Here is a 15,827-nt window from a genome sequence, read left to right on the forward strand (position 1 = left end):
TTTTGGACGCATAAGGGTGGTGGGACAATGAAACTATCTTTCTCTTATTATAGGATCAATTGTTCTGTGGTGTTCTCCTATTGAGTGTGATTCAAACCTGTCGTTTTCAAGCTCGTTCAGTAATGGCTTTTTTCCGTGAGGCTATTTCTGCCCATTCTTGTGCCTTGGCTATGCCTGAGCTCATTCCCATTTTTCAGACCTGAATCCTTACGATACACCCACTGTCTTGAGCCAGTTTCCCAAGTCTACAGAACAAAATTCTCGATCGCCCAAAACGATCACTTTATATTCTTTAAGCAAGGGTAAAACTTGTTCGAGAGCGATGGTTTGTTCTTGTAAATTACTGCTTCCTAATTTTGGTAACAAACACCAGTATAATGGAATGGCTCTTTTCTTCCCAATTAGGGCGATCGTAAACAGATTGATACAGCCCCATTGAGTCCGATCGATCGCCACTGATAGGGTTTGTCCCACAGAGCAATAAGTTGTTAACCAATAAGCGATCAAAGGCAACCAAATTAGTGTGATCGTTAAGTGAGGTAAATCGAGAAATCTTTGTAATTTGCGACGGCGACTTTCGGTAGTAATTGGGTAAGGAAATACTCGCACCAGTCTCTCTAACCTCACTTGTTTCTCGGATTGTATGAGGTTCAACAAGATTGTGAGTAAAATAAACTGGGCTTGCGTCAGTTGTTTTTGTAAGTGAGTTTGGTAAAATGTTGGTAACATATTTTTTGGGATAGGCAAGCGTGTAACAATTCTGCTGCCTATCTTTTTTTACCACAACAGAGATCAATCTTTACCCAGTCTGGGTTTGGGGCGGGTTGTCACCCCCCCCAGGTAAATACCTTATATGTAAAGTTATTGTAAAGGCCCTAGACATTGATACTTATATAATGTAAAAATTAAGTTGTGCATTGGATCAGGTTTGTATCTTCCAGGAAAAATTTATGATAATTACTCACAAAATTGCTGGCTTAACAGCTACCTTAACTACTGCTCTGAGTTTGTTGGCAGCACCAGCAATGGCATTTTCGGTAGGGGCCACTAATAACGCTGAGATTTTAAAAAATAATTTATTGGGGGCTAATACAGCCGGGTTGAGTAATTTCTCTGTTTCAACTACGGGTAATTCGGCTGCTTTTGGTACTTTCACTAATGACCCCTTCGGTTTGAAATCAGGTGTTGTTCTGAGCACTGGTAGAGTCGCCGATATACCGGGTCAGAATCGGAAAGATAACTTCACGACAGAGGACAGCGATTTAAGCACGGACTTTGGTCCTAAGGGTGAACAGGGGGATGTGACTCAGCTAAACCTCAGCTTTTTTGCTAATAGCACAGTTGAAAAGTTGTTCTTTCAATATGTATTTGCTTCTGAGGAGTTTCCTGAGTTCGGCGGTTCTAAATATAATGACGATTTTGAACTGCTGCTGAACGGCATTAATTTGGCAAAATTGAGCGACGGAAAAACAGTTACGATTAATAATCTTGTTCCCGATCCACATAATCGCTCTACAGATCACCCCGACTATATTGACAACCCAAGTTTCACAGGTATTGCTGCTAACACCATTAAGCTGGACGGTTTTACTAAAGTTTTAGGTTTTGAGGGTTTGCTCAAGCAAAACCAGACGAATGTTCTCAGTATCCGCATTAAAGATGTGGGCGATGGGAAGTTAGATTCGGCTGTATTTATTAAAGGCGGTTCTGTGGGGACGGTTCCACCTGAACCGGTTCCCGAACCGATGACTGTGGGGGGTTTGATGGCGGGAGGCGTTATGCTGGCTGCTGGACGAAAGTTACGCAATCGCCGTGGCGGAAGTAATTAATAACGGAAGGAAGTTCGGCAACGGATTATGTAACGGATGTAACGGATGTCGGGGAGAAGGCAGAAGGCAGAAGGCAGAAGGCAGAAGGCAGAAGGCAGAAGGAAAAAACAGAACAGGAACCATTTTGGCGGTTGCTGTAATATGAATCTCGACTAGCCGTGTTGGAGACAGAAACGGGGTTTGATGAACGAAAAGACCTCGTTGCAGTTGTTTAACCGGGTAAAAAAACTCGGTTTGTACGATCGCGATCGCGTAATATCATGTCATATCAATTCCGGTTGCACTCCTCATGATGGTTGACTGTTGAGTGTTTAGTGCTGACTCGATTTTATTATTTTGATCCAACCCGAAACGATATCAAGTAATTCAACCATTATGGGTACGCAGCGAGGAATGCAAGTCCTCATACAATTCTGACGACGAATGCCCTCACTACGAACCAATTTTATTGCGGTTGTTCTAGCGGACAGAATATAAGTTTTTATCCCAAATTCGCAAAGGGCGGATTTTTTTGTATTTGGAATTGCAGCAAATATTGCGGGTAAAACCCGCGTCTACAACCACTGACTAAAAACTAAATAATTTAGCTATGAACAGTACCGTCCGGTAAGATTGTACCTGTTAATGTAGTCCGGGTAAGTTTGACCATAACTCGATCGCCGTAACCGATTTTCGCTCCTGTTAAGTCAGCACCGCTCAAGTCAGCACCGCTCAAATCGGCTCCGATTAAGTTGGTTTCTCTCAAGTTGGCATTGATCAAACAAGCTCCTAACAAATTGGCCCTGAACAAGTTTGCTTGGTGCAAATTCGCGCCTGTGAGGTTGACGTTGTGTAAAAAAGCATCACTTAAGTCGGCTTCACTCAGGTTTGCATTGCTCAAGTTTCTCCCTGAAAAATCCTTTTCTTTTAAGGAAGCTCCTTTGAAGTTGGAACCGCTCAAATCGGGAGCTTGCGGCCCAGCTTGGCGGTAAGACTGAGATGGCGGTGGCTGCGATTGGTAGCGGGAGGCCTCTGAATACGGCCCTGCTGGGTTTCCCCCATAGTTTCCCGGATAATTTCCAGGATATTTTCCTGAAGAGGGTTCAGAAGAGTACCGCGGTTCTTTTGGGTTTGCCGGTGGTGGCTGGGTGTTTTGGTGCTGGGTGTTTGGATACTGAGTATTTCTGTACGGATTGTTTTGGTACTGAGTATTGGGTTGCTGAGTGTTTTGGTACTGAGTGTTTTGGTACTGAGTATTGGGTTGCTGAGTGTTTCTGTACTGAGTATTTTGTTGCTGAGTATTTTGTTGCTGAGTATTTTGTTGCTGGGTAGTTTGTTGCTGGGTAGTTTGTTGCTGGGTAGTTTGTTGCTGGGTATTTCTGTACTGAGTATTTTGTTGCTGAGTGTTTCTGTACTGAGCGTTTTGTTGCTGGGTGTTTTGTTGCTGAGTGTTTCTATACTGAGCGTTTTGTTGCTGGGTATTTTGGTGCTGGGTGTGTTTGTGCTGGGTGTTTTGTTGCTGGGTGTGTTTGTGCTGAGTATGTTTGTGCTGAACGTTCTGATTCTGACCTCTTGGTTGAATCGATCGCAATTGTTCGCGAGCTTGATTAATTTCCTTAATCTTTTCTTCAGCTTTCTGTAGTAGTCTGGGATTGTCTTTGGGGATGCGATCGGGGTGCCAAATGAACGCTAAATCCTTGTAGGCTTGGCTAATTTCTTCTCTGGAAGCTCCCGGCAACAGTCCCAGCACTTTATAGTATTGGTCGAGGTCGTTCATTGTACCACCTTTCGCTTTAAGAAATTAGAAATTAAAAATTAAGATCGGAGCAAAAGCCGTTCTCAAAGCTTGCTTGTCCGATCGTACATTAGATGAACAATAACTCAGCTAAGCCGCTGCTGGCAAAAATTCTCGAATTCGCTGCAAGTATGTTGCGGCATCCTCCAGCATCGGAAAGTGAGCCGTATTCGGAATTATAACAAATTCTACTTTTTTGCTGAGGGAGGCGGCTTGCTCTCCCATGACGGCGGGGATAATTTGGTCGAATTCTCCGGCCACAAGCAGTGTGGGAACACTCAGCCGCGCAAATTCTTGGGGCATTTCCTCGGCTGCTCTTTTACTGACTGCCGTCACCATTGTACCTATAGCAGCTTGCTCGTCTGCCATTAAAAAATCCTTGAGAAACGCCAGACTGACCTCTGCAGGCAGGGAACGGCGCAAAAACCGGGCCATAAATAGCCGATCGGCAAACGGGATGGATGCCAGCCAAGAGGGTCTATATTTTACCACATAGCCACCGAATTTGTGAAAAGTTGTAAAAGATTTTTCGTCGTATTCAAAAATCCCGCTGCAAGTGAGAATTGCTTTTTCTACTTTTTCGGGGTAAAGGTTGAGAAATAAAGTAGCAATTGATGCTCCTGTGGAGTGAGCATTGAGAAAGACGCGGCTTAAATTCAGAGATTCTAATAATTCAGCTAAGTCGCGGGCGTAGGTTTCGAGTTCGTAGCTGGACTCAGGAGGCTCTTTTGGCAAAGGCGATCGACCAAAACCTCTCATATCGTAGAGCAAACAATCAAAATCATCAGCAATAGCCCGTGCCGTGCTTTCCCAGTAGCGCGCTGAACCCGCCCAGCCGTGGAGAAATACCATCACGGGTTTGCCGCTGGGCCCAGCACTGTTATCTGCCGTTATCCACTCGTAATAATGTTCTACACCGCGAATTGAAATGAAAGCCATGATTAAGTAGTTTTGAGTTTTGAGTGATAATTTTAAATCATATAGGAATGAGGGGCGATCGCGTCTGGGTTAGCCGAACTCGTATAATGTAAGCAGCAAAAGATTAAAAGGAAATTTAATATGAAAGAATTAAATAAATTAGAATTGGATGGAATTAAGAACATGGGGGCAGTTAAGACTCAGGTAAAGCTGACCAATGCCATAGATGAAGCTCTAATTAGTCGAGGGTTGCTCGCGCCTAGGCTGTTGCGTGAGTGTGAAACAGAAGCTCTAGTAGATACAGGATCGGTTTACCTAGTAATTTCAGCAGAGATGGTACAGCAGCTAGGTTTACGAATTATAGGACAGCAGCTTGTTAAGTATGCTGATGGTCGTCAGGAAACCGTAGGAGTAACGGAGGCTATATTAATTGAAATTGAGGGGCGTAGGACTACCGAGGATGCTCTGGTGACAGGTGATGAGGTGTTGATTGGTCAGGTGGTTTTAGAGAAGTTAGATTTGCTTGTCGATTGTAGGAATCAGCGGTTAATCGGGAATCCCACTAATCCTAACTATCCTGTAACTTATATCAAGTTAACAGGCAGATGCTAAAAAAAATACCCAGATTACCAACTTCTTAAAAAAGTCGGTAATCTCAAAAAAATCTGCATTAATCTGCGTCAATCCGCCCACATCTGCGGTAAAAAATTACCAACATAAAAACTAATCATAAATCTTAAGCAGCAGAAGCAGCCAACCAAAATAAACCATCTACCAAAAGCGTGCTTAACACAGCGCCGCTGAAAGCGCGCCAGTGCAGTTCTCGATCGCGCAAACTCAGCAAACCGACTGTTAGCAACACAGCGATTAGAACTAAAGCACAGCCTATGCCCCAAGGAGTTTCGATTTGACCGATCGCACTTTGAAAAATCGGCATTGCTAATTCCGGTTCCGCGTGCATCACTTGCCGCCAGTAGGGCATCAACCCTGTTAAATAAAAATATAAATCAGTAATAGCAGTGCCAAATAGCGAACCCAAGTAAAAATAGCCGCCAACTTTTCCCCAAGATTTGCCCAAGCACCAAATAGCAAAAGGCAAGCCAATTGCTTCTATAGGTAGATGTAAAATAGGTTCCCATCTGAACCAGCCCCAATAGATAGAACCTGCCAGCCAACATCCCGCAAATCCTAATAATAAATCTCCCCAAAGTTGTGTTTTGGGGCGGAAAATTAGAATTAAACTCACAACGAACCAGGGGATAGTTGACAGCAAACTGATAGTTGGATATAAGCGCACTAAGGGTGCTTGCACGAATACTGGAATGGAGACTAAAAATGCTGAGGCACTAAATATTAACCACTGTTTGATGCTGTTTGTTGTGCCTGAAGTGACAGAATTGTCGAGGCCGGCGAGGGTGGCAATAGGTGCGATCGCTGAGGATACTAAATTAAGATTAAACAACTGATTGGACTCCGTATTGTTTCAATAGGTGGACTAAAAATTTTGCTGCGGTTGTGGGTGCGACAGTCTCAATCCCGGCGGCGGTTTGGCTGACGTGCCAGCCTTTTGCCGTTTGGGGATCTCGCCATAAATCCAAATGTTCGATCGCCGGATCTGCATAAAAGCTTTCTCCACCGCCACCGAGAATTGCTGAACTCCAGTGCGTAAAGCGATCGTGGCTGATGCGGTGGATGGGAAAATTGCCCCCCAGGGGTACTCCCCAACCGTCTAAGGCAAAAAATGCCCCGACTTTGCCACCGAGTTGCTGCCACATCCAAGCCGCCCCGATCGCCCCGGCTACTCCTGCCGAAAAGCTGACAAATACTAGACTTTCTCCTGCTAACTCTTCACTCCACAAAAAGTGCAATATGTCAAGAGCCGAGAAAGGCGGATATTTATGAGCGGGAAAAATCTTGACACGATCGACTATTTGCTGGTTTTGTCGATCGGCTGCCACTCCCCAAAGCCCCGAAAGTCCCGCCAGGAAACAGTCAGTTAGCTTTGGTTCGTGGACTCCGGGGCAAATTACCAGTCTCATAGTTCGTCAAGAAAGTTAATATAGTTCGCAACATAACTTTATCATATACCTACTATATCATATACTACCCCAGGGGATAGGGTGTTAAACTTATAATAGAGTCAAGTTTGAAGAGTATCCCCCCAAGTTAAAAGCTGGGAACGCTCCAAACGGCATTAATCTGAGGCAAGGTGAGGGAGTCTTAAGAAAACATGAAACTTATCCCCCCCCGCCCCATCTCCTGTCAAGCTTAGCAAAGGCTGATTCTAGTTTTAAGCAGTTCTGTATTTAGATTTAACTTTTCGGGCGACATCGAAGCCGACCCCACAAAAGCTTAAACAAACAGGATTGTGAAAATTAAGAGGCGTGCCAGCTTAGCTGCCCTACGAATTTCGGGTCAGGGTCAATCGATTTGAGATTTGAGATTTGAGATTTTAGATTGACTTGCGCGAGATAAATGTGGCGGCTTGAGGATTTTCGATTTGGGATTGATTCCACGGATAAATCACGTGGCGGGTACCACCTTTGAAATTCGCTTGTCAAAAAACCTACTTAGGACTGATGCTCATCAATCCGGTTTCTAGGATAAATAAGAGGTTTGACCGGGAAGTATGGGCGAAGAAACCGGGAATCAGCCCCGCGCACGTCAGTCGTGCGATCGCAAACAATGAAAAATCTCAGATTCACCCTTCATCCTGCCTGGATCTCTTAGAATAAATAAAATTGAGGAATACAAAGTGGTTGCTTCTCCAGAAAAAATCGATTTCAAAACATCTGCAGCACCCGCAAGTAACGATCGCGTTGCTGTATTGCTGATGGGTTACGGCGAAGTCGAAAGCTACGACGATTTTGCCAACTACAACGAACAAGCTTTAAATTTGCTTACGGCAAAGTTTGCGCCAGTACCGCTTTGGATTTATCCGCCGCTGGCGAAGATTTTAGCAATCTTTGACTTGCACGAGTGGAGTCACCAACACGGTCAATTCGTTTCGCCGCACAATGCAATTTTTGAACAGCAGCGCGCCGGGATTGAAAAGAATTTACAGGAAAAATGGGGCGATAAAGTAAAAGTGTTCAAAGCTTTTAACTTTTGCGCGCCGTTTTTGCCGGAACAAGTAATCCCTCAAATTCAAGCAGAAGGATTTGACAAAATTCTGATTTATCCGCTGTTGGTAGTTGATTCTGTTTTCACCAGCGGCATTGCTGTCGAACAGGTGAATAAAGCTTTAGCACAAACCTTTGATGGTAAGGAACATTGGGTAAAAGGACAGCGCTACATTCCTTCTTTTTACGATGAACCTGCTTACATCGATTTGATGGCGCATTTGGTTGAAGAGGAAATTAAGAACGATTTAGCTGTAGCGCATTTGCCTTCTCAGATTGGGATTGTGCTGATGAATCACGGTTGTCCGCACAAGGCGAAGGGCTTTACTTCGGGAATTGTGGAAAGTCAAGCTTTGTACGATCGCGTGCGGGAACGTTTGATGTATCGCTATCCTTTGATTTCGGTGGGTTGGCTGAATCACGACACACCGCTGATTGAATGGACGCAGCCGGATGCGACGTTGGCTGCGAAGAATTTGATTGATTTGGGTGCAACTGCGATCGTCTTTATGCCGATCGGATTTGCGACCGAAAATCACGAAACTTTGTTAGATGTAGACCACATTATTGAGTCTTTACAGAAACAGCGTCAAGGAGTTACTTACCGCAAATTGCCTTGCGTTAACGACCATCCAGAGTTTCTGAAAATGGCGGCTGAGTGGGCAAATCCGCAGATTGAAGCGTTGTTGAGTGAGACTGCGGTTGCTGTTAATCCGAGTTTGGCTTCGGCGCACCGCGAACACGCGCATTCTCATGAAGGGCACGGTCATTCTCATGGCGGGCACGGGCATTCTCACGAAGGACACGGGCATTCTCATGGTGATCACGGGCATTCTCATGGCGGGCACGGCCATTCTCACGGGCATGGGCACAGTCATTAATTAGGATCTCAGAAACCGGGTTTTTGTCACAATACTGCGTTGAAGACGGCAGATTAAGCAAAAACCCGGTTTCTTTTGTGGGAGTGGGTAAATCGAGATTGATTGAGGTGAAAAGGTCGATCGACCTTTGGTGTTTTTAGGGAAAGGGCGATTTGCTTTTTTATCAAATTTTCTGTGCTTGTCAAACATCCGCTTAGTCGCTACACTGTAGATACTCTGTATATACATACTCTGAGAAAGGGTAAATTCCTCAGAGTGATATCACTAACTAGAGGTTCAGGCTATGGTTGCGACGATCGCAAAATGGGGAAACAGTCTTGCTATTCGGATTCCACAGAATTTAGCTAAAGAGATTAACTTGGCTGAGGGTTCCGAAGTGAAGCTTGTCTTGATAGATGGCAAGCTGACAATCGAGCCTATCGTTCGTCGGCGGTATTCGCTTGAAGAGCTCATTGAGGCAATGACGCCAGAGAATGTTCATACTGAGATTGATACTGGAATTGCTGTGGGGAACGAAGTTTGGTGACACAATCAAATCCCTACATTCCGAGTCGAGGCGATATCGTTTATTTAGACTTTGACCCAACTAAGGGACACGAGCAAAAAGGACTTAGACCTGCTTTTGTGCTGTCGCCTCGCTCCTACAACGAGAAAAGCTCCTTAGCTCTATTTATGCCGATTACAAAACAACAAAAAGGGTATCCTTTTGAAGTTATCCTACCCACTGGATTAAAAGTTCAGGGAGTAATTCTTGCAGATCAAATTAAGTGTTTAGACTGGAAAGCTCGCGGTATTCGATTGGTTGAGTCGGTATCTCAAGATGTAATTGAAGAGGTACAAGCTAAAATAGAGCCGTTGTTATTGTAAAAGCATGAAGTTAACGGGGCTGGATAAATCAGACGATCGCACTTTTCCTGAAATCACCTATGTGCGCGGCGCTAGCGACGAACTCGTACCCGTTTTGCGCGGCCCTCGGTTGCGGGTGCAAACAGTAGTAGTTACAGCCCAGAAATGGGGTTTTTCGCCAAACCAAATTGCCACTGAGTATGATTTAAGTGAAGCTCAAGTGAACGATGTTTTCGCTTTTTATGCGGCCCACTGTCAGGAAATAGATGCCTCTATTGCCGCTGAGCAAATTCTCGAAACTGCTAATGTCTAGAAGGAGCAGTAGCATTGATCGGCGATGGTTCCACTTTGCCGTTAGGCTTTCGATCTCATTTCTGTTTCACTAGCACCTGCTCGCACCATAATTGTCCGAACAAGAGAACCAAATATCCTCCACCCGACAAGACTTAGGCTGGCGTGCCGTGTCGCTAACAGCAAATCATCAAGGCGTATCTGTATAACCCCATCAAATACTACAGCATTGCCCACTACATTGCTAGAGTCCCCTGGTAATGGTGGAAGATACATTCGCTTAGTGGATTTGAACTTTAGCATTTCACTGAGGAGTTGCTTTGCATCAGGAGCGTCAGAAAAAATTGGTTGCAATCGCAGCAGTGAGGCATAATCGCGGCGACCCTGAACAAGGTCACAGGTTGAGCTTGCGATAGCAAATTTCATGTTAGTAATGCGCTCTCCCAAGAAGTAGCCAGCATCACTACTAACAATATCTCCCTGCAAAAGGGCGAAGGCATCTTCATCGTCGCGAATCAGACCTTTTGCTAACATATCCTGATATTCAATTGGCTGACGCACCAGCGCTCCCTCTGCTCCGAAAACTTTCTGACGGTCTTTTGTCTTACCAAGTCGATCGGCAAAGTCCTGAATAATTGTGAGAACTGTATCGTCGTGAGAAAGTGCGCGTAGCTGATTTTCAAGAGTTTCCAGATTGTTAGGCTCATTATTTGCTACAGCCATCACAATCAATCTATCCTATTGTCGATCGCATTCTCAGATTGCAGAGGACGCTCAATTTCATCAGGGTCAAGCATCACTTCATCATCCTCATCCAAGTCGAAATTCTCTGGAACTAATCGCTCGAAGCTATTGCGGGTAGGAAGCTCTGGCAAGTCTCCCAGCATAGCAACTGCTTCAGCAAGTAGATGAAGATTCTCTGGATCAGGGTGTTTTTGTGCCGCACGCACAGCCAAGATGACGAAACGCAATCCTCCCCTTAGCCGATCGACATCACGAGCTAGTCCATACATTTCTTGAAAGTCACGTTCCTCAATAATGCGGTACTGTCCTGTTTTTGTTTGGAGGGTAGCAATCACACCATTGCCGATCGAACAGAGTGCTTCTGGACCCGGCGAACGAAACCTCTGAGACGATCTCGAGTTTGCACCGCTTCGCAACCTAAGTTTTTTATTATTTTTAATCTGCATAGTTTAACCTCCTTACCATATCCTAATGTAAACCCAACGAAAAAACAACGGCTAGTAAATCCCAGCTTAAAATAATAGGACAGGATTTACGCACTCCGACTCCTCGAAACCGGGTTTTTGGCCGTTTCTGTGGCTGTAACCTGTCTTCTGGGCAAAAACCCGGTTTCTGACTACCCGTGCGTCCAGGACTATAAATAAACCCGCCCCGGCTCTACTAATTGAATGGCGATCGCCCCAACCAACTTATCAATCTCCGCCTCAGTTGTAAAATAGTGAACACAAGCCCGCACACAATCAGGATTAAGAATTGTCCTTACCATAATTCCCTGTTTTTCCAACAAATCGACCAGCTTTTTGTGCGGCATCCCATTAGTTAATCGAAACGAAACCAAACCAGCTTCCGGCGCAGATGTCCGCAAACATTCCACATGGGGAAGTTCCGACAAACGCTCCCAGAGATACTTACTCAAACGGCAAATTTCTGCATACCTTTCCTCGATCGTACCCCATTCATGTTGCAGGGCGATCGCACTCCGCAAACCCGCATACAAAGGATAAGCCGAAGTCGCAATTTCATAGCGCTGCGATCCAGACTTCCACCCAAGGACTTTAGCATTAGCATCCGTCACAATTCCCCGCCAACCGATAAACACCGGATGCAAATCTGCCAAAGCTTCCGCACTCACATAAAGCCCCCCCAAACCTTCCGGACCGCACCACCATTTGTGACCAGTAAAAGCATAAAAGTCAACCCCAGATCCCATCAAATTTAAAGGCAAAACCCCCACAGATTGAGCCGCATCAACTAACACTTTGACTCCGGTTTGATGACATACTTTCACAATCTCAGCCAGAGGCAAAACTTGGCCAGTATTCCACAAAATGTGACTGATAACCAACAAGCGAGTATTTGGCCACAAACTATCAGCAATCACCGCCACCGGATCGCCTTCATTCAAAGTTGCCGCCAACGGACAAATCGACACCTCAATCTTGAAACGGCGCTGAAGTTCCATTACACTAGCTACAACGCCGGGGTGTTCGCAGTCAGAAATCAGCAAATGGTCGCCTGCTTTCCAGTCAATGCCCCACAGCGCAATATTGCAGCCGACGGTGACATCTTCAGTTAGGGCGATGGTTTCAGGAGGTACCGTCAACTCAGATGCGATCGCACGTCGAGTCAGCATCGCCTCCTGAACCACCCAAGCCCCCACCTCCCCCGAAAACGGCCCCCCAAGCTGCACCCGTTTGTAAGCCTCATAAATCGCCTCTAAAGCAGGCTCAGGCAGCGGCCCTTGTCCGCCGTAGTTAAAATAAGCTTTATTGGCCAAAGCTGGGAATTGTTGCCGGTGATTGTCCTTTGTCATTTTTTCTGGCGAATTATTGATAGCGTTAATATTGAATAACTGATGGTGTGAACTTTATATCCTTTGATTTTGCCTCAAGCTAAATAATCAATCCGTGTATCCGTGTCAAAATCCGTGTCGTGCTTTCCTTCTAATTATTCTATGCCTTGCGAATACTAAATGTTAATAACTGACAAACTACTACTTTCCTATCACCGATGCCATCTCCGAGCATTTTTAGACACCTGCGGAGACTGGAAACAACTAGATCCCCCCAGCGACTTTTTGCTGAAACTGATGCGCGACAGCGCGGCATACCAGCAGCAAGCTTTGGAACACGAGACTTACCAACAACCATATTATCCTAGAGGGGATTGGGAAGCTGGCGCGGCCGCTACATTGAGTTTAATGCAGCAAGGGGTCGATCGCATTTACCGAGGAGTTCTGATCCAGGGCGAATTCGGCCAAACCAAGGGCGCAACAACTTCTCTGGTAGGAATTGACAGTCAATATTTCCCAGAATTTGGCGAACTCCCCGAAACTCCCCTTCATCTTTCATCCTCCAATCTTCACTCTTCAAACATTACCCTAATCAGCCGTCCCCATTTATTAATCAAACAGCCTGGACAATCAAAATTTGGCGATTGGAGTTATATTACTGCGGATATTTGGCTTAGCAAGCGACCAAAACAAGAGTATCAAATTATCGCAGCTTTTCACGCCCAAGTTTTAGCTTCCGTACAGGAAACAATGCCAGAGACTGCGTGGCTGATGCTGCGAAAAAAAGGGTGGTGGCAGGTGAATCTCGACCAGCGAACTCCTCAGATGTTCGAGATTTTAGACAACTGCATTCAGATGATAGAAAATCGGGATAAGCCAGAAGTGTTTATTTCTCGGCAAAAGTGCAATCTTTGCGGTTGGTATACTATCTGTCACGCCGAAGCAGAATCTATTAAACATCTTTCGTTATTGCCGGGAGTTAGTGCCAGCCGCTATGCTAGACTAAAAACTCTCAAAATTACTGATGTTGAAGCTCTCGCTAATGCTAGTTCCGCACTGCTAGCTGAGTATCCAGAATTCCCTGACAGAGTTGCTTTTGATGTGGTGCAGCAAGCTCAATCTCAGTTGCTAAATCAACCGCTGTTGCGGGAAGAAGGAAGTTCGGCAACGGATTTTGTAACGGATGTAACGGATGTCAGGAAGAAGGAAGAAGGAAGAGGGAAGAAGGAAGAAGGAAGGCACGACACGGATTTTGACACGGATACACTGATTAACGATTCAGAAAAACGTAGAAGTGAGAACTCAGAAGAACTTAACTCATCTGAAAGAGTACCAGATATTGTAGACAATATCTTGAATGACATCGCAGTTGAAGAAGTAAAAATAAGAGAAAATAAACCTGCCACATCTTCTATACCTGCGCCAATTCTCCGCAAGAAACCCATTCCCTATTCTCAATCTGTCTTTTTGCCGATCGCCCCAATCGAACTCTACTTTGATATTGAAGCCGAACCAGAGTTAAACTTAGATTACCTCCACGGAGTCTTAGTTGTTGACAGGTACAACAATACGGAAAAATTCCACGGTTTTTTAGCAGAATCAGCAGCAGAGGAAGGTGCAATCTGGCAGCAATTTTTAGAATTAATGTGGGCTTATCCTATTGCTCCGATTTTCCATTTTTGCGACTATGAAGTCAAGACTTTTAAGCGACTGGCTAAACTTTACAATACTCCCGCTTATTTGTGGAAACCTGTGCTGAAACGGTTTGTAGATATTCACAAACAAGTGACGCAAAAGGCGATTATGCCCGTGGAAAGTTACGCACTCAAACCAATTGCCCGCTGGCTGGGTTTTGACTGGCGAGATGCTAAGGCTAATGGTGCTCAGTGCGTCTGCTGGTACGACGATTGGCTCAAAACTGGCGATCGATCGCTCTTGGAGGCGATCGTCCGGTACAATGAGGACGACTGTCGTGCTACTTATGTGGTTAAAGATTGGTTGACCAATTTTTTGCTGAATCATGAGCGGTGATTTTTAGATTTAACGAACCGCGAAGACGCAAAGGGCGCGAAGGAAGAAGGGGAAGAGGAAGATAGGTAATAATGTATTTATTGGTAAAATGCGAAGGCTAGCAAAAGCAACTATATTTATTGTCTGTTTTTTGATGGCAGCAACAGTTGCTATTTGGGTAAACCAGTCAGCCAAATCTTTCGCTGTTACGAAAATAGATTTTATCGGGAGAGCAATATTTCCTACAGGTTCTCCGTTTCAGGGGACGGAAATTGGCGGACTTTCGGGCATTACTTATGATGCAGAGAAACAAGTTTATTATGCCATTTCTGATGACCGCAGCAGCAAGGCTCCGGCGCGCTTCTATACTCTCAAAATTAACTTACAATCGGGTAAACTGGAAAAAGAGCAAATTACTTTTACTGGTGTCACTACTTTATTAGATGAAAACGGCAAAGGTTTTCCTGAATTAAGTTTAGATCCGGAAGGGATAGCTTTTACTGGCAATAGCGTGTTTGTTTCTTCTGAGGGAGATGTCGAGCGCCAAATAAATCCTTTTATCAAAGAGTTCTCCCTCGATGGTAAACTCCTGAAAACGCTGCCAATTCCTGACGTATTTTTGCCCGACGACAAGGGCACTAAAGGCGTCCGCAACAATCTATCATTTGAAAGTTTAACTTTAACGCCCGATCGCAAATACCTATTTACAGCTACCGAAAACGCCTTGGTTCAAGATGGCGCCGTAGCTTCCCTGGAAACCGGGAGTCCGTGCCGGATTTTGCGCTACGATGCGGTGAGCGGCAATCCAGAAGCATCGTTTCTCTACATCACCGAACCGCTACCCGCTGGTGCGAATCCTGTGGGAAAATTAACTAGCAACGGCTTAGTGGATTTGTTGGCGATAGACGATAACCGCTTGCTGAGTTTAGAGCGTGCTTTCTCCCTGGAAACCGGCACAACTATCAGAATTTTTGAGATTTCTCTGGAAAAGGGCGATCGTATTGAAGCACTTGAAAGCCTCAAAAGCCGTCTGGGCGAGGTTTCTCCCGCTCAAAAACGCCTGCTGCTGGATTTGGAAACCCTGAAAATTCCCCTAGACAACATTGAGGGGTTGACATTTGGGCCGGTGTTAGGCGATGGTAGCAGAGGTCTGATTTTGGTGAGCGACAACAACTTCGGCCCGTTGCAAGAGACTCAGATTTTGGGCTTCCAAATAAAAGTTCAAAAAACCTCTTGACAAAAGGTGAAGTTATAGGCATAATAGAAATTGTGCCTGAAAAAACGGCAAAACGAGGGACAGTAGTTCAATTGGTTAGAGCACCGCCCTGTCACGGCGGAAGTTGCGGGTTCGAGCCCCGTCTGTCCCGTTCTCTCGTAAGTTGAAAGTTTAAACCTTTCAAAAGTTTAAACCTTTCATAAATCTATTTCTAAATTGACTTCGTTTGTAGTCAGGACTTCAGTCCTCCTGCAGAGAAAAAAAGACTAAAGTCCTGACTGCGAATCTTATGATATTTACACAAGATAAACGGCGATATGTTATATGTTGGGTGCATCTCACTTTTGCGAATGTGTCAAAAAAGAGTTAAAATGAAAAAGCTAGTAAAATCGTCAAATAAAGAT

Annotated in this window: 17 protein-coding genes and 1 tRNA gene; 10 read left to right on the forward strand and 8 right to left on the reverse strand. The window is 45.0% G+C overall.

Annotated elements, in window-relative coordinates; genetic code table 11:
* Positions 1 to 207: 207 nt before the first annotated feature.
* Positions 208 to 729: a hypothetical protein gene (locus QUA83_RS28320; protein ID WP_333297407.1), complete on the reverse strand. Its 522-nt coding sequence runs from the start codon at positions 727 to 729 to the stop codon at positions 208 to 210.
* 221 nt (positions 730 to 950) lie between these two features.
* Between QUA83_RS28320 and QUA83_RS28325 the strand changes: the two genes are divergently transcribed.
* Both QUA83_RS28325 and QUA83_RS28330 read left to right on the forward strand, forming a co-directional pair.
* Entirely contained in the window at positions 951 to 1,829 is an 879-nt protein-coding gene (locus QUA83_RS28325) for a choice-of-anchor L family PEP-CTERM protein (RefSeq protein WP_333297408.1), read from the forward strand.
* Positions 1,813 to 1,974 (forward strand): hypothetical protein, encoded by a 162-nt coding sequence (locus QUA83_RS28330; protein WP_333297411.1) that lies wholly within the window; start codon positions 1,813 to 1,815, stop codon positions 1,972 to 1,974. The genes QUA83_RS28325 and QUA83_RS28330 overlap by 17 nt, the downstream gene beginning before the upstream one ends.
* Before the next feature lie 438 nt (positions 1,975 to 2,412).
* Here QUA83_RS28330 and QUA83_RS28335 read toward each other — a convergent pair whose 3' ends face one another.
* Positions 2,413 to 3,585 (reverse strand): pentapeptide repeat-containing protein, encoded by a 1,173-nt coding sequence (locus QUA83_RS28335; protein ID WP_333297413.1) that lies wholly within the window; start codon positions 3,583 to 3,585, stop codon positions 2,413 to 2,415.
* Positions 3,586 to 3,693: 108 nt separating this feature from the next.
* On the reverse strand, positions 3,694 to 4,542 hold the full coding sequence (locus QUA83_RS28340; RefSeq protein WP_333297416.1) for an alpha/beta hydrolase: 849 nt from the start codon (positions 4,540 to 4,542) through the stop codon (positions 3,694 to 3,696).
* Positions 4,543 to 4,662: 120 nt separating this feature from the next.
* Between QUA83_RS28340 and QUA83_RS28345 the strand changes: the two genes are divergently transcribed.
* The gene (locus QUA83_RS28345) at positions 4,663 to 5,133 is read left to right on the forward strand and encodes an aspartyl protease family protein (RefSeq protein WP_333297417.1); all 471 of its coding nucleotides are present in this window, start codon (positions 4,663 to 4,665) and stop codon (positions 5,131 to 5,133) included.
* Positions 5,134 to 5,257: 124 nt separating this feature from the next.
* Here QUA83_RS28345 and QUA83_RS28350 read toward each other — a convergent pair whose 3' ends face one another.
* Entirely contained in the window at positions 5,258 to 5,983 is a 726-nt protein-coding gene (locus tag QUA83_RS28350; protein WP_333297420.1) for a DUF3120 domain-containing protein, read from the reverse strand.
* Positions 5,976 to 6,560, reverse strand: coding sequence for a hypothetical protein (locus QUA83_RS28355; protein ID WP_333297423.1), 585 nt, complete (start codon positions 6,558 to 6,560; stop codon positions 5,976 to 5,978). The genes QUA83_RS28350 and QUA83_RS28355 overlap by 8 nt, the downstream gene beginning before the upstream one ends.
* A gap of 716 nt (positions 6,561 to 7,276) precedes the next feature.
* On the opposite strand from QUA83_RS28355, the gene QUA83_RS28360 reads away from it, so the two are divergent.
* The 4 genes from QUA83_RS28360 (at position 7,277) to QUA83_RS28375 (ending at position 9,683) form a co-directional block, all read left to right on the forward strand.
* Positions 7,277 to 8,524, forward strand: a complete 1,248-nt coding sequence (locus QUA83_RS28360; protein ID WP_333297426.1) for a ferrochelatase — start codon at positions 7,277 to 7,279, stop codon at positions 8,522 to 8,524.
* Between the two features lie 283 nt (positions 8,525 to 8,807).
* Positions 8,808 to 9,050 (forward strand): AbrB/MazE/SpoVT family DNA-binding domain-containing protein, encoded by a 243-nt coding sequence (locus QUA83_RS28365; protein WP_333267447.1) that lies wholly within the window; start codon positions 8,808 to 8,810, stop codon positions 9,048 to 9,050.
* Complete coding sequence (gene mazF, locus QUA83_RS28370) at positions 9,047 to 9,391, forward strand: endoribonuclease MazF (RefSeq protein ID WP_333055049.1); 345 nt, start codon at positions 9,047 to 9,049, stop codon at positions 9,389 to 9,391. The genes QUA83_RS28365 and mazF overlap by 4 nt, the downstream gene beginning before the upstream one ends.
* 4 nt (positions 9,392 to 9,395) lie before the next feature.
* Positions 9,396 to 9,683: a DUF433 domain-containing protein gene (locus tag QUA83_RS28375; protein WP_333297428.1), complete on the forward strand. Its 288-nt coding sequence runs from the start codon at positions 9,396 to 9,398 to the stop codon at positions 9,681 to 9,683.
* A gap of 41 nt (positions 9,684 to 9,724) precedes the next feature.
* Here QUA83_RS28375 and QUA83_RS28380 read toward each other — a convergent pair whose 3' ends face one another.
* From QUA83_RS28380 to QUA83_RS28390, 3 genes are all read right to left on the reverse strand, one after another.
* Positions 9,725 to 10,384 carry a hypothetical protein gene (locus QUA83_RS28380; RefSeq protein WP_333069441.1) on the reverse strand — a complete coding sequence of 220 codons (660 nt, stop codon included), beginning with the start codon at positions 10,382 to 10,384 and terminating at the stop codon, positions 9,725 to 9,727.
* 5 nt (positions 10,385 to 10,389) lie between these two features.
* On the reverse strand, positions 10,390 to 10,740 hold the full coding sequence (locus QUA83_RS28385; RefSeq protein WP_333297429.1) for a hypothetical protein: 351 nt from the start codon (positions 10,738 to 10,740) through the stop codon (positions 10,390 to 10,392).
* Between the two features lie 299 nt (positions 10,741 to 11,039).
* Positions 11,040 to 12,218, reverse strand: coding sequence for an aminotransferase class V-fold PLP-dependent enzyme (locus QUA83_RS28390; protein WP_333297432.1), 1,179 nt, complete (start codon positions 12,216 to 12,218; stop codon positions 11,040 to 11,042).
* Between the two features lie 159 nt (positions 12,219 to 12,377).
* On the opposite strand from QUA83_RS28390, the gene QUA83_RS28395 reads away from it, so the two are divergent.
* The 3 genes from QUA83_RS28395 to QUA83_RS28405 all read left to right on the forward strand — a co-directional run bounded on the left by QUA83_RS28395 (position 12,378) and on the right by QUA83_RS28405 (position 15,574).
* Positions 12,378 to 14,228 carry a TM0106 family RecB-like putative nuclease gene (locus QUA83_RS28395; RefSeq protein WP_333297433.1) on the forward strand — a complete coding sequence of 617 codons (1,851 nt, stop codon included), beginning with the start codon at positions 12,378 to 12,380 and terminating at the stop codon, positions 14,226 to 14,228.
* A 133-nt stretch (positions 14,229 to 14,361) separates the two neighbouring features.
* Positions 14,362 to 15,444, forward strand: coding sequence for an esterase-like activity of phytase family protein (locus QUA83_RS28400; protein WP_333297435.1), 1,083 nt, complete (start codon positions 14,362 to 14,364; stop codon positions 15,442 to 15,444).
* A 56-nt stretch (positions 15,445 to 15,500) separates the two neighbouring features.
* Positions 15,501 to 15,574: transfer RNA gene (locus QUA83_RS28405), tRNA-Asp, on the forward strand.
* Positions 15,575 to 15,827 lie beyond the last annotated feature (253 nt).

This window comes from Microcoleus sp. K1-B1 (assembly GCF_036704705.1).
In the GTDB taxonomy this organism is placed as follows: domain Bacteria; phylum Cyanobacteriota; class Cyanobacteriia; order Cyanobacteriales; family Microcoleaceae; genus Microcoleus.

What these genes read in the sequence shown, in the direction of transcription:
- QUA83_RS28320 (WP_333297407.1), bottom strand. Translation starts at nt 729, where the DNA reads ATGTTACCAACATTTTACCAAACTCACTTACAAAAACAACTGACGCAA.
- QUA83_RS28325 (WP_333297408.1), top strand. Translation starts at nt 951, where the DNA reads ATGATAATTACTCACAAAATTGCTGGCTTAACAGCTACCTTAACTACT.
- QUA83_RS28335 (WP_333297413.1), bottom strand. Translation starts at nt 3,585, where the DNA reads ATGAACGACCTCGACCAATACTATAAAGTGCTGGGACTGTTGCCGGGA.
- QUA83_RS28340 (WP_333297416.1), bottom strand. Translation starts at nt 4,542, where the DNA reads ATGGCTTTCATTTCAATTCGCGGTGTAGAACATTATTACGAGTGGATA.
- QUA83_RS28345 (WP_333297417.1), top strand. Translation starts at nt 4,663, where the DNA reads ATGAAAGAATTAAATAAATTAGAATTGGATGGAATTAAGAACATGGGG.
- QUA83_RS28355 (WP_333297423.1), bottom strand. Translation starts at nt 6,560, where the DNA reads ATGAGACTGGTAATTTGCCCCGGAGTCCACGAACCAAAGCTAACTGAC.
- QUA83_RS28365 (WP_333267447.1), top strand. Translation starts at nt 8,808, where the DNA reads ATGGTTGCGACGATCGCAAAATGGGGAAACAGTCTTGCTATTCGGATT.
- QUA83_RS28375 (WP_333297428.1), top strand. Translation starts at nt 9,396, where the DNA reads ATGAAGTTAACGGGGCTGGATAAATCAGACGATCGCACTTTTCCTGAA.
- QUA83_RS28380 (WP_333069441.1), bottom strand. Translation starts at nt 10,384, where the DNA reads ATGGCTGTAGCAAATAATGAGCCTAACAATCTGGAAACTCTTGAAAAT.
- QUA83_RS28390 (WP_333297432.1), bottom strand. Translation starts at nt 12,218, where the DNA reads ATGACAAAGGACAATCACCGGCAACAATTCCCAGCTTTGGCCAATAAA.
- QUA83_RS28395 (WP_333297433.1), top strand. Translation starts at nt 12,378, where the DNA reads ATGTTAATAACTGACAAACTACTACTTTCCTATCACCGATGCCATCTC.
- QUA83_RS28400 (WP_333297435.1), top strand. Translation starts at nt 14,362, where the DNA reads ATGGCAGCAACAGTTGCTATTTGGGTAAACCAGTCAGCCAAATCTTTC.